General features: G+C 70.0%; 11 protein-coding genes, 2 tRNA genes and 1 riboswitch. Of the genes, 1 reads left to right on the forward strand and 12 read right to left on the reverse strand.

Annotation, left to right across the window (positions count from 1 at the left end):
* Both ACT80S_RS18220 and ACT80S_RS18225 read right to left on the reverse strand, forming a co-directional pair.
* The coding region (locus ACT80S_RS18220; protein ID WP_377418639.1) for an acyl-CoA dehydrogenase family protein at window positions 1-652 on the reverse strand (652 nt) is incomplete at its 3' end.
* Window positions 653-698: 46 nt separating this feature from the next.
* A complete protein-coding gene (locus ACT80S_RS18225) occupies window positions 699-1,901 on the reverse strand; it encodes a CaiB/BaiF CoA transferase family protein (protein WP_377418642.1) in 1,203 nt (400 codons plus the stop codon).
* 108 nt (window positions 1,902-2,009) lie between these two features.
* Between ACT80S_RS18225 and ACT80S_RS18230 the strand changes: the two genes are divergently transcribed.
* Entirely contained in the window at window positions 2,010-2,915 is a 906-nt protein-coding gene (locus ACT80S_RS18230) for a LysR family transcriptional regulator (protein ID WP_377418645.1), read from the forward strand.
* Between the two features lie 47 nt (window positions 2,916-2,962).
* Here ACT80S_RS18230 and ACT80S_RS18235 read toward each other — a convergent pair.
* From ACT80S_RS18235 to ACT80S_RS18280, 10 genes are all read right to left on the reverse strand, one after another.
* Window positions 2,963-3,038, reverse strand: a tRNA-Asn gene (locus ACT80S_RS18235).
* Between the two features lie 153 nt (window positions 3,039-3,191).
* Window positions 3,192-3,267, reverse strand: a tRNA-Asn gene (locus ACT80S_RS18240).
* Between the two features lie 36 nt (window positions 3,268-3,303).
* Window positions 3,304-5,463 carry a TonB-dependent siderophore receptor gene (locus tag ACT80S_RS18245; protein WP_377418648.1) on the reverse strand — a complete coding sequence of 720 codons (2,160 nt, stop codon included), beginning with the start codon at window positions 5,461-5,463 and terminating at the stop codon, window positions 3,304-3,306.
* Window positions 5,464-5,535: 72 nt separating this feature from the next.
* A riboswitch (TPP riboswitch) is annotated at window positions 5,536-5,636 on the reverse strand.
* Window positions 5,637-5,676: 40 nt separating this feature from the next.
* A complete protein-coding gene (locus ACT80S_RS18250; protein ID WP_377418651.1) occupies window positions 5,677-6,765 on the reverse strand; it encodes an NAD(P)/FAD-dependent oxidoreductase in 1,089 nt (362 codons plus the stop codon).
* A 7-nt stretch (window positions 6,766-6,772) separates the two neighbouring features.
* On the reverse strand, window positions 6,773-7,102 hold the full coding sequence (gene fdxA / locus ACT80S_RS18255) for a ferredoxin FdxA (protein ID WP_377418654.1): 330 nt from the start codon (window positions 7,100-7,102) through the stop codon (window positions 6,773-6,775).
* A gap of 55 nt (window positions 7,103-7,157) precedes the next feature.
* On the reverse strand, window positions 7,158-8,468 hold the full coding sequence (locus ACT80S_RS18260; RefSeq protein WP_377418657.1) for a sulfate adenylyltransferase subunit 1: 1,311 nt from the start codon (window positions 8,466-8,468) through the stop codon (window positions 7,158-7,160).
* Window positions 8,468-9,409, reverse strand: a complete 942-nt coding sequence (gene cysD / locus ACT80S_RS18265; protein ID WP_377418659.1) for a sulfate adenylyltransferase subunit CysD — start codon at window positions 9,407-9,409, stop codon at window positions 8,468-8,470. Before cysD ends, ACT80S_RS18260 begins: the two co-directional genes overlap by 1 nt.
* Complete coding sequence (locus ACT80S_RS18270) at window positions 9,406-10,140, reverse strand: phosphoadenylyl-sulfate reductase (protein WP_377418662.1); 735 nt, start codon at window positions 10,138-10,140, stop codon at window positions 9,406-9,408. The genes cysD and ACT80S_RS18270 overlap by 4 nt, the downstream gene beginning before the upstream one ends.
* Window positions 10,141-10,533 carry a DUF934 domain-containing protein gene (locus tag ACT80S_RS18275; protein ID WP_377418665.1) on the reverse strand — a complete coding sequence of 131 codons (393 nt, stop codon included), beginning with the start codon at window positions 10,531-10,533 and terminating at the stop codon, window positions 10,141-10,143. It abuts the gene before it with no gap.
* Window positions 10,533-12,329 (reverse strand): nitrite/sulfite reductase, encoded by a 1,797-nt coding sequence (locus tag ACT80S_RS18280; protein WP_377418668.1) that lies wholly within the window; start codon window positions 12,327-12,329, stop codon window positions 10,533-10,535. Before ACT80S_RS18280 ends, ACT80S_RS18275 begins: the two co-directional genes overlap by 1 nt.
* Window positions 12,330-12,386: the final 57 nt, after the last annotated feature.

Genomic DNA, 12,386 nt, shown 5'->3' on the forward strand with positions numbered 1-12,386 from the left:
GCACGCGCACGTTCTCCAGGATCACGTCGCAGGTCTTGGTGCCGCGCTGGCCCATCTTCTTGTCCACCTTGCCCAGGCGCAGGCCCGGCGCGTCGGCCGGCACGATGAAGGCGCTGATGCCGCCCGCCCCCGGCCCGCCGGTGCGGGCCATCAGGGTGAAGGCGCCGGCGCGCGGCGCGTTGGTGATGTAGCGCTTCGTGCCCGTGAGCACGTAGTGGTCGCCGTCGAGCTCGGCGCGGGTCTTGAGCGAGGCGGCGTCGGAGCCGGCGTCGGGCTCGGTCAGCGCGAACGACATGATCAGCTCGCCGCTGGCCACGCGCGGCAGGTAGGCCTGCTTCTGCTCGGGCGTGCCGTCCATGAGGATGCCCTGCGAGCCGATGCCCACGTTGGTGCCGAAGACCGAGCGGAAGGCCAGCGCGGTGCGACCCAGCTCGTAGGCCACCTGGCACTCCTGCGCCATCGACAGGCCGATGCCGCCGTACTCCTCGGGGATCGACAGGCCGAACAGGCCCATCGCCTTCATGTCCTCGACGATGTCGGCGGGCACCTCGTCGTGCTCCTCGACGTGGTTCTCGGCAGGCACCAGGCGCTCACGGACGAAGCGCTCGACGGCGGACAACAGGAGGTCAAAGGACTCGGGATCGAGGGCCATGGTGTCGCAAGGGAGTAGGGAAGGATGGGAGGGGCGGCGGTGCGCTTCAGGTCACGCCCGCCGAATGCAGGTGCTGGAGCTCGGCGTCGTCGAGCCCCAGCAGGCCGGACAGTACCTCGCGGGTGCCTTCGCCCAGCGCCGGGGGCGGGCGGCGCACCGGCAGGCGCTGGCCGTCGAAGCGGTAGGGGGGCGCGAGCACGTCGACGCTGCCCGCCTCGGGATGCGGATGCCGCGTCACCAGGCCGCCGCGGGTGGCGCGCTCGCCGGTGAGGGCCTCGTGCACGCCGAGCACCTCGCCGCAGGGGATTCCCGCGGCCGCCAGGCGCTCCAGCAGCCAGGTCCTGGGTCGTTGCCGCAGGGCTTCGAGCACCTGCGGCATCAGGGCGTCGCGGTTCGCGGTGCGCAGCACGTTGGTCTTGAAGCGTTCGTCGTCAGCCAGGTCGGGGCGCTCGATCACGTCCCGGCAGAAGCGCTCGAACTGGGCGTTGTTGCCCACCGTGACGATGAGGGGGCCGTCCGCCGCGTCGAACACGCCATAGGGGACGATCGAGGGATGGGCGTTGCCGTAACGCGGCGGGTCCTTCTCCATCAGCAGCGCCTCGAGGCCGTAGTAGGCCGTGACCATCATCCCGCAGTCATACAGCGCCATCTCGATGTGGCGGCCCTGGCCGGTGCGCTGGCGCTCGAACAGCGCCGCCAGCACCGCCTGCGCGGCATACATGCCGGTGAACATGTCCACCACCGCCACGCCGAACTTGAGGGGGGGCTGCGCAGACTCGCCGTTGAGCGCCATCAAGCCCGCCTCACCCTGGACCAGCAGGTCGTAGCCGGGGCGGGACGCGTCGGGCCCCGTGCGGTCGTAGCCGGAGATGGAGCAGTAGACGATGTCGGGGCGCACGGCCTTCAGCTGCTCGAACCCCAGCCCCAGCTTCTCGGCGCCGCCGAACTTGAAGTTCTGGATCACGACATCGCACTCGCGCGCCAGGGCCCGTGCGAGCTGCTGGCCGTCGTCGGTCTGCAGGTCCAGCGTCACCGAGCGCTTGTTGCGGTTGACGCTGTTGAAGTAGGCCGTCTGCGTGCTGCCGACTCGCAGGCCCCAGTCGCGCGTGTCGTCGCCGCGGCCCGGCGCCTCGACCTTGATCACCTCGGCCCCCATGTCGCCCAGCACCATGCCGCACCAGGGCCCCGCCAGCACGCGGGAGAGGTCCAGCACGCGAATGCCGGCGAGGGGGAGTCGGGGTTCTGCCATGTCGGGAAGCGGGGCGTGTGTTCAGTGGGCGGGATTCTTGTTGAGGAAGGTTTGCTTGACAATACGGAAAATTATTGACGGAATGTCAAGCCATATTTGACGAATGAGATGGACGCCTCCTCCCTGACCCTCCTGGTGGAAATCCTCGACGCCGGCAACCTGAGCGAGGCCGCGCGCCGGCTGAAGATGACCCGTGCCAACGTGAGCTACCACCTGGCGCAGCTGGAGAAGCGGGTGGGGGCGCAGCTGCTGCGGCGGACCTCGCGGCAGGTGGAGCCGACCGAGCTGGGCCGGCGGCTCTACGAGCACGGCCGCGTGATGCGCGACGAGATCCGCGCCGCCCAGGAAACCATCAGCACGCTGGGCACCGGCCTGGGGGGGCGGGTGGGCCTGAGCATGCCCAGCGGCTATGGCCAGATGGTGATGTCCCCCTGGCTGATCGAGTTCAAGCGCGCGTACCCCCGCATCGTGCTGGAGGCCCGCTTCGAGAACCGGGTGGACGATCTGATCCGGGATGATGTCGACATCGCCATCCGCATCCTGCACGAGCCGCCGCAGAACCTGATCGCCCGGGAGCTGGGCCCGGTGCGTTACGTCCTGTGCGCGGCGCGGGCCTATGCGCAGGCGCATGGGCGCCCGCAGGCCCTGGGCGACCTGCGGCAGGTGCCGCTCATCACGTCGCCCGGGGGGCAGCGCGAGCTGCGCCTGCGGTCGACACGCGAGGCGGCTTCCGAGGAGGTGGTGCTGGAGCCGGCCCTGACCTCGGAGCACTACCCGTTCCTGGAGCAGGCGATCCGGGCGGGCCTGGGTTGGGGTCTGGTGCCCGATTACGTGGTGCGCGAGGGGCTGGCCAGCGGCGACATCGTGCGTGCGCTGGAGGACCATACGCTGCGCATGTTCGGGCCGCGGATGTACCTGATGTACCTGCCCAATCGCTACCAGACGCGCGCGGTGCGCACCTGCATCGACTTCCTGCTCGCGCGCCACGGCGTGGGCGGCGAGGCGCCGCGCTGAGGCAAGAAAAAAGCCCTGCACGCGAGTGCAGGGCTTTTCGAGTTTTTTGGCTCCCCGACCTGGGCTCGAACCAGGGACCTACGGATTAACAGTCCGGCGCTCTACCGACTGAGCTATCGGGGAACAAGCCTTAGATTATAGCTTGTTTCAAAAGCGCTCCTGCGCCGGGCGCGCGCTTCGACGAAATATTCCTGGCGAAGTACTCCCGCCGAAAGATCGATCGCGAGCGGCAATGAAAAAGGCCCTTGCATCGCTGCAAGGGCCTTTCGAGTTTTTTGGCTCCCCGACCTGGGCTCGAACCAGGGACCTACGGATTAACAGTCCGGCGCTCTACCGACTGAGCTATCGGGGAACAGAACCAAGATTATAGGCAGATTTTCGGCCGGTTTTAAAGGGCGGCCGCAAAAGTCAGGCGCGCCGTGCGTGCCGCGCCGGGGTACAGGTACACGTGGCCGAACTGGTAGGGCGATTCACGCCAGTAGCGGCGGTCGAACAGGTTGTCGATGCCCAGCGTCCAGGTGGTGTTCGCACCGGCGAGCTTCGTGTCGTAGCGCACCGCGGCGCCGACCGTGGTCCACGAGGGCAGGCGGATCGAGCCATCGGGCAGCACGTTGCGGTCGCCCTCGTGCGAGAGGCGGCCCTGCAGCTCCAGGCCCTGCACCGCGGCCGCGCGCCAGGCGGCCTGCAGGCGCGCGGTGACGGCGGGGACGTTGGTCGGGCGCTGGCCGTTCACGGCCGGTTCGGCGCTGCTGCCGCTGCGCTTGGCATCCAGCAGCGTCACGCCGCCGCCCACGCGCCACGGGCCCTTGGCCCACTGCGCCGAGGTCTCGAGGCCGCGGTGCACCGCCTCGCCGTCGTAGGCGCCGGTGCAGGGCGACAGGCCCAGCCGGCTGCAGGCGTCGAGGTTGCTCACCGGCCGATGGATCTGGAAGGCGGCGACCTGCCAGCCCAGGGCCTCGTCGCCGCCCTTGAGGCCGGCCTCCACCTGGCGCGACTTCAGCGCGGGCAGCGCCTGGCCGGCGTTGGTGTACTGCGAGCCGCGATTGGGCACGACCTGCGACTCGATGCCCTGGCCCCAGCTGGCATAGGCCATGAGCACCGGCGAGAGCTTGTAGCTCACCGCCGCCCAGGGCGTGTTGATCGACTGCTCGTACGCGGTGGGGCGCGTGCCGTTGGTGCGCACGCTGGAGCGATCGAGCTGCGTGTGGCGCAGGCCGGCCCACACGGTGAGGCGCTCGTTCAGGCGCATCGCGTCCTGCACCGAGAACTCCATCGAGCGCTCGCCGCGGTTCGTGTTCTGGTCGCCCAGCGTCGGGTCGGCGGGCACGACGGCCGTGCCCTGCACGTTGCCGGTGCCGACCCAGTTGTAGGCCTGCAGGTCGAAGCGCTGCTTCACGCGCGAATGCAGCGCGGCGAAGGTGAGGTCGTGGCGCACGCCGCCGGCGGACAGCTGGCCGCGCAGCTGCAGTTGCGCGGCATCCTGGGCGCGGCGCTCGTTCTCGCTGCGGAAGTCGTAGTAGTCGAAGCTGCCGTCGCTGCAGTAGCGGTCGTAGTTGCCCTCGGCGCTGCAGCCGAAGGGGAAGGCGGTGCGGTCGTCGGTGCGCAGGTACTGCCGGCCGGCCTGGGCCATCCAGCTCCATTGGGCGTTGATCGCCTGCGAGAAGCGCACCGTGCCGGTGGCGGCGTCGAACACCGAGGGCTGGGCCCAGGGCTGGTTGTTCAGGTTCAGGTTGGGGTTCACCGGCGCGGGCAGGCGCGGGCCCAGCAGGCTGAAGCCGACCTGGCTCGGCTGCGACTTGCGGCTGGTCTCGATCTCGGCCTCGAGCACCGAGTCGCGGCTGATGCGCCAGTCGGCCGCGGCGGCCAGCAGGCTGCGCTCGCCGTCGAGGTGGTTCACGCGCGGGCGCAGGCGCTCGTGCACCGCGTTCACGCGCAGACCGAAGGCCTGGCCCTCGCCGAAGCGCTGGCTGATGTCCGCGCCGGCGAGCACGCCGCCGCCGCTGCCGGTCTCCAGGCGCACCTGGCGCAGGGGCTGCTGGGTCGGGCGCTTGACGACGTAGTTCACCAGGCCGCCGGGTGCGCTGGTGCCGGCCTGGATGCCGCTGGTGCCGCGCAGGAACTCGATGCGCTCCTTGTTGTCCAGGGGGATCGAGGTCTCGGCCGAGATCGGCAGGCCCTCGCGGCGGTAGTTGAAGCGGTTGTCGAGCGTGAAGCCGCGGATGCTGAGGAAGTCCCAGTAGCCGGGCGCGTTGTAGGCGTCGGTCACCGAGGCGTCGAAGCCGGTGAGATCGGCCAGGCGGCGGGCGCCGCTGGCTTCGAGCGTGCGGCGGTCGATGACGGTGGCCGACAGCGGCAGCTCGCGCAGCGGCACGTCGCCGAAGCCGGTGACGTCGGCCTGCGCCGCGCCGTTGCGGCTGGTGGTGATGGTGACGGTCTTGAGCGTGGTGTCCTGCGCGTGCGCGGCGGCCGACAGGGCGAGCAGCAGGCAGGCGCGGGGCAGGGTGGCCAGGGGCCAGGAAGGACGTTGCTTGGGCGAATGGGATGCCACGACGTTTTTCTCCAACGTTGGTGGCAGGTCGGCATGCTGGTGGGCACGGTGGCCCCGCGAGAAGACGGGACGCCCACAGGAAGCTTGCTTCCCTGCGCGAGGATTACCTCAATCAGGTTCAAAGGGACTCTCTCAGTCGCCACGGCATCGCGGCAACACCCCTAGCGGTGTGCGGCTCCCCGGAAGGAGCGCGCGGCGGATTCTAACCGGGGATCAGGCAGGGCCCGCGCCGCCTGGCGCGTCCTGTCCGTCCACGCCGAGCAGGCGGTGCAGCCGGCTGGAGCTGGTGGTGTATTCGAGCGGGCGCTGCTCGTGACCGGGCGTGAGGTAGGCGGCCGCGCCGAAGGCGGCCATCACGCACTCGTGGAAGCCCGAGGCGATCAGCTTCTTCTTGCCAGGGTAGGTGACGACGTCGCCCACCGCGAAGATGCCGGGCGCGCTGGTTGCGAAGGTGGCGGTGTCCACCTTGACCAGCTTGCGCTCCAGGTCCAGGCCCCACTCGGTGACGGGGCCCAGGCGCGGCGACACGCCCTGGCACACGAGCAGGCGGTCGAGCGGCAGGGACTGCACCACGGCGTCGGGGCCGGTGACCTGCAGCGCCTGCAGGCGCCCGCCGTCGGCCTCGAGGCCGGTGGCCTGGGCGACGACGAAGCGCATCGCGCCCGCGGCGCACAGGGCGCGCATGCGCTCGACCCGGGCGGGATCGGCCTGGAAGGCGTCGCGCCGGTGCATGAGGGTGACGCTGGCGGCCCGCTGCGGGCCTTCGGCCAGGGCCAGGGCGGCGTCGAGCGCGGCGTCGCCGTCGCCGACGATGACCACGCGCTCGCCGGAGAAGGCCGCCGGGTCCGGCAGGCGGAAGAACAGCTGCGAGCCCTCGAAGGCGTCGAGGCCCTCGAGCTTGAGGCGGCGCGGCTCGAAGGCGCCCACGCCGGCGGCGATGAAGACGGTCCTCGTGAGGAAGCGGGTGCCGGTGCGGGTGGCGAGCAGCCAGCGGCCGTCGTCCTGGCGCTGCAGGGACGTGACGGTCTGGTCGAGGTGGAAGGTGGGTGCGAAGGGCCGTACCTGCGTGAGCAGGGCATCGGCGAGTTCGCGGCCGGTGCACACGGGCACGGCGGGGATGTCGTAGATCGGCTTGTCGGCGTAGAGCTCGACGGGCTGGCCGCCCGCGAAGGGCAGCGCATCGACCACGTGGGCCTGGATGTCGAGCAGGCCCAGCTCGAACACCTGGAACAGGCCGACCGGCCCGGCGCCGATGACGACGGCGCCGGTCTCGATCAGGGCCTGGCCCGGTGCGGCATGCATCAGGCGGTCAGCGGATCAACTCGGACAGCTTGCCCGTCTTGTCCTTCCACTCCTCGGCGTCGGGGAGGGCGGCCTTGCGCTTGGTGATGCTCTTCCAGTTGGCGTCCTGCGACAGGTCGGCGTTGATCTTGATGAAGGCCTGCTGGTTGGCGGGCACGTCTTCCTCGGCGTAGATCGCGTTGACCGGGCACTCGGGGATGCACACGGCGCAGTCGATGCACTCGTCGGGGTCGATCACCAGGAAGTTGGGGCCCTCGCGGAAGCAGTCCACGGGGCAGACGTCCACACAGTCGGTGTACTTGCAGCGGATACAGGATTCGGTGACGACGTGGGTCATTTTCTTTTCAGGACCGGGGGAAACCCGGAATTCTAAGACGGCTCGTAGGGGCCGATCAGCGCACCAGCACGGCGCCCGAGGTCTTGTGGCTGGCGGTGTCCACCAGGACCAGCGAACCGAGGATGCGCGAGCGGGCGTAGGGCAGGGTGGCCAGGGGCTCCTGCAGGGCCAGTTCGACGTGGCCGATGGCGTTGGGCTCGAGCTGCGTGGCGTCGGCCTCCTCGAGCGTGTTCACGTCGAGGCGGTGCACCACGCGCTTGACCTTGGCCTTCACCCAGCGGTGGCCATGCAGCGCCCAGTAGACGCGGCCGGCGACCAGGGGCTCGTCGTCGAGCCACGCGATGGTGGCCGAGACCTCGCGCGAGGGCTCCGGCGACTCGGGCGCCAGCAGCCAGTCGCCGCGGGAGACGTCGACCTCGCGGTCCAGGACGATGCCGGCGCTGTGGCCGGCGGGCACGTCCTTCTCCTCGCGCACGTGGTTCAGGACCTGGGCGACGGTGGCGGTCTGGCCGCTGGGAAGGATCTTGATCGCCTGGCCGGGCTTGACGCGGCCGGCGGCCACGCGGCCCCAGAAGACGCGACGGCCCTTGGAGGTGTCGGCGCTGTCGTGGAACTTCTCGACCCACTGCACCGGGAAGGCGAAGGCCTCGTCGCTCTCGGCGGCGGTGACGTCCAGGGTCTCCAGCAGCTGCAGCAGCGAGGGACCCTCGTAGCCGCACCAGCCGGGTTGCGCGGAGGCCACGTTGTGGCCCTTGAGCGCGGAGATCGGGATGATGGCGGCGACGGCCACGCCGGCGTCCTGCGCGAAGCGCTCGAGCGCGCCGCGGATGTGGGTGAAGGCCAGGGCCGGGTCTTCCACCGCGTCGAGCTTGTTGATCGCGAAGACGATGGAGGGCACGCGCAGCAGGTTGGCCAGCAGGGTGTGGCGGCGGGTCTGCGGCAGCAGGGCCAGGCCGGCGTCCTGCCACTTGAGCTTGGTGGCGTCGACCAGCACCACGGCGGCATCGGCGCTGGAGGCGGCGGTGACCATGTTGCGGGTGTACTGCTCGTGGCCGGGCGCGTCGCCGATGATGAACTTGCGCGCGGGCGTGGCGAAGTAGCGGTAGGCCACGTCGATGGTGATGCCCTGCTCGCGCTCGGCGGACAGGCCGTCGGTGAGCAGCGCCAGGTCGGTCTCGCCGGAGCGCGAGACGGAGGCGAGCTGGTCCTGCAGCACCGCGCGGGAGTCCACCAGCAGGCGGCCGATCAGGGTGCTCTTGCCGTCGTCGACGCTGCCGCAGGTGATGAAGCGCAGGGCGGTGGCGTGGTCGCCGGCAGGAGCCGGTGCGGCGGTTCGGGTCACGGGGTCCAGGGTCGGGGTCGTCATCAGAAGTAGCCGTCCTTCTTGCGTTTTTCCATCGAGGCTTCGGACGTCTTGTCGTCCATGCGGGTGGCGCCGCGCTCGGAGACCTCGGCGGAGATCGTCTCGAGCACCACGTCGGCGGCATTGGCCGCCGGGCTTTCCACCGGGCAGGTGCAGGTGATGTCACCCACGGTGCGGAAACGCACCGTGCGCGTCTCCACCGTCTCGCCCTCGCGGGCCGGGGTCAGCTCGGTCACGGGGACCAGCAGGCCCTTGCGCTCGACCACCTGGCGCTGGTGGGCGTAGTACAGCGAGGGCAGGGCGATGTTCTCGCGCTCGATGTACTGCCACACGTCCAGCTCGGTCCAGTTGGAGATGGGGAACACGCGGAAATGCTCGCCCGGGTGCAGGCGGGTGTTGAACAGGGTCCACAGCTCGGGGCGCTGGGCCTTGGGCTGCCATTGGCCGAAGCTGTCGCGGTGGGAGAAGATGCGCTCCTTGGCGCGCGCCTTCTCCTCGTCGCGGCGGGCGCCGCCGATGAGGGCGTCGAAGCGGAATTCCTCGATCGCCTCCAGCAGCGTGACCGACTGGTGCACGTTGCGCGACTCGCCCGGGTGGGCCAGGCGCACGGTGCCGCGCTTCATCGAGTCCTCGACGCTGCGCACGATCAGCTCGGCGCCCAGTTCCTTGGCGCGGAAGTCGCGGAAGTCGGTGACCTCGTGGAAGTTGTGGCCCGTGTCGATCATCAGCAGCGGGTAGGGGATTCGGCCGCGGCCGAAGGCCTTCTCGGCGCATCGCAGCAGGACCAGCGAGTCCTTGCCGCCGGAGAACAGCAGGGTCGGGCGCTCGAAGGCGGCGGCGACTTCGCGCAGGACGAAGATGGCCTCTTCCTCGAGGGAGTTCAGGTGCTGGTTGCTCAGGGGGGTGCCGTGGGCCAGCACCTGGGATTCGACGCGGGCGTTCATGCGGCGCTTTCCTCGGAGTTCTCTTGTTGCTTCACATGCAGGCCGCATTCCTTGGCGGCCTCGTCCTCCCACCACCAGCGGCCGGCGCGGAAGTCCTCGCCGAGGCTGATGGCGCGCGTGCAGGGCGCGCAGCCGATGCTGGGATAGAACTGGTCGTGCAGGGCGTTGTAGTCCACGCCCTGCGTGGCGATGTAGTGCCACACGTCGCCCCAGGTCCAGTTGGCCAGGGGGTTGAGCTTGGCGCGCGTCTCGGAGGTGTCGACCAGGGGCACCTCGGCGCGGGCGGCGGACTGCTCGCGGCGCAGGCCGGTGATCCAGGCCTTCTTGCCCTCGAGGGCGCGGGCCAGCGGCTCCATCTTGCGGATGCCGCAGCAGGCCTTGCGCAGCTCGATGCTGCGGTACATGGCGTCCTTGCCTTCGCGATCGACGAACTGGACCACCGCCTCCTGCACCGGGCGGTACACCTTGACAGGAGCCCTGGAGGTGGCCTGCGTGCGCTCCAGCAGGGCCAGCGTCTCGGCATGCAGGGCGCCGGTGTCGAGCACGAAGACCTCGATGTCCAGGCCCAGCGCGTTGATCAGGTGCGTGACCACCACGTCCTCGGCGCCGAGGCTGGAGGCCTGGGTGATCGGGGCGTACTCGGTGGCGGCGCGCTGCAGCAGGGCCTTCGTCTCGGCCAGCTTGGCCTCGAAGTCGGCGCTGGGGCGCGCGTTCAGGTCGATGGCGCCCATTCAGGCCGCTTCCTTGAACAGCGGCTGCACGGCCACCGCGTCGCCCTGGTAGTAGCGGGGGTAGCGGTCGAACTGGCGCTGGGCGAAGCCGGCGTCCTGGTCGGCGCGCAGGACGGCGCTGGAGAAGCCGGTGCGCTGCATCTGCACGAGCTGGTCGACCAGCACGTCGCCGGTGGCGCGGATCTCGCCGGTGAAGCCGCGGCGGCGGCGCAGCAGGAAGGCCTGGCTGTAGGCGCGACCGTCGGTGAACTTGGGGAAGTTCAGGTCGATGCGGGTGATGCCTTCGAGCGAGGGCTCGAGCGGGTCGGCATCATTGGCCAGGACCAGGACGTTGGCGGCGGCGGCCTCGGCGGCATGGGCCTCGGCGGACAGGAGCTGGAGCGTGAATTGCATTACGCCACTTCCTTGACGGTGGTGCGGGCGGCGTTGGCGGCGGCCTTGAACGGCTCGAGGCCCACGCGGCGCAGGGTCTGGATGAAGGTTTCGTACTGGTCGCCGGCGTGCTGGCGCTCGCGGCGGTAGGTGTCGAGGACGGCCTCGATCACGTCCGGCACTTCCGAGGCGGAGAAGGACGGACCCACGACCTTGCCGGCCTGGGCGTCGCCCGAGGCGAGGGAGCCGTCGGAGCCGCCCAGGGTGACCTGGTACCACTCCTTGCCGTCCTTGTCGACGCCCAGGATCCCGATGTGGCCGCTGTGGTGGTGGCCGCAGCTGTTGATGCAGCCGGAGATGTGCAGGTCGATCTCGCCGATGTCGTGCAGTTCGTCCAGGTCCTGGTAGCGCTCGGTGATGGCCTCGGCGATGGGCAGCGAGCGGGCGTTGGCCAGCGCGCAGAAGTCGCCGCCGGGGCAGGCGATCATGTCGGTCAGCAGGCCGATGTTGGCGGTGGCCAGGCCGGCCTTGCGCGCGGCCTCCCACAGCGCGGGCAGGTCTTCGACGCGCACCCAGGGCAGCAGCAGGTTCTGCTCGTGGGTCACGCGGGCCTCGCCGGCGGAGAAGCGGTCCACCAGGTCGGCGGCGAGCGCCAGCTGGTCGCCGGTGGCATCGCCGGGGGCCTGGCCCACGCGCTTGAAGGACAGCGTGACGGCGCGCAGCGCGGGGTTCTTGTGCGCGACGACGTTCTGCTGCAGCCAGCGCTGGTAGGCCGGGGCGGTGTCGGTGACGGGCAGTTCGGTGGCCGTGGCGGGGGGCAGCTGCGGCGCGACGAAGCAGGCGGCCACGCGATCGAGTTCGGCCTGGGGAATGGTGTGCGGCGCGCCGTCGACCTCGACGATGGCCTTGTACTCGGCCTCGACCTCGTCGATGTAGCGCTGGCCCTCGGCCTTCACCAGGATCTTGATGCGGGCCTTGTACAGGTTGTCGCGGCGGCCCCAGCGGTTGTAGACGCGGACCACGGCCTCCAGGTAGTTCACGACCTGGTTCCAGGGCAGGTACTCGCGGATCACGGTGGCGGTGATGGGGGTGCGGCCCATGCCGCCACCCACCAGCACGCGGAAGCCGATCTCGCCGGCCTCGTTCTTCACCAGGTGCAGGCCGACGTCATGCCAGTAGGTGGCGGCGCGGTCTTCGCTGGCGCCGGAGACGGCGATCTTGAACTTGCGGGGCAGGAAGGCGAACTCGGGGTGCAGCGTGCTCCACTGGCGCAGGACTTCGCAGTAGGGGCGCGGGTCGACGATCTCGTCGGGCGCGATGCCGGCGAGTTCGTCGGTGGTGATGTTGCGGATGCAGTTGCCGCTGGTCTGGATGCCGTGCATGTCGACGCTGGCGAGCAGGTCCATCACGTCGGCGCTCTTGTCCAGGGGGATCCAGTTGAACTGGACGTTCTGGCGGGTGGTGAAGTGGCCGCAGCCGGTGACCATGCGCGAGTGCACCGAGCTGCCATTGCGCAGGGCCACCGGGCCCAGGGCGTCCTGGCGGGCGCGGGCCTCGGCGAGGAGCTCGGCGCTGGGCTGGTCGTAGTCGCGGGCGATCTTGGCGAGCGCGCGCAGCTGGGGGCTGGAGATTTCGCCATAGGGCACGGCGATGCGCAGCATGGGCGCGAAGCGCTGGATGTACCAGCCGTTTTGCAGGCGCAGCGGACGGAACTCGTCGTCGCTCAGTTGGCCTTGGAGGTTGCGTTCCAGCTGGTCGCGGTACTGGGCGGCACGCGCGTGGACGAACTGGCGGTCGAACTCGGTGTACTTGTACATAGGGGCGGGACTGTAGCGGTGCCCCTTATGGATCCAAACTAATTTTTTTTGCTCGCC

The sequence above is a fragment of the Ramlibacter sp. MAHUQ-53 genome (assembly GCF_052600055.1).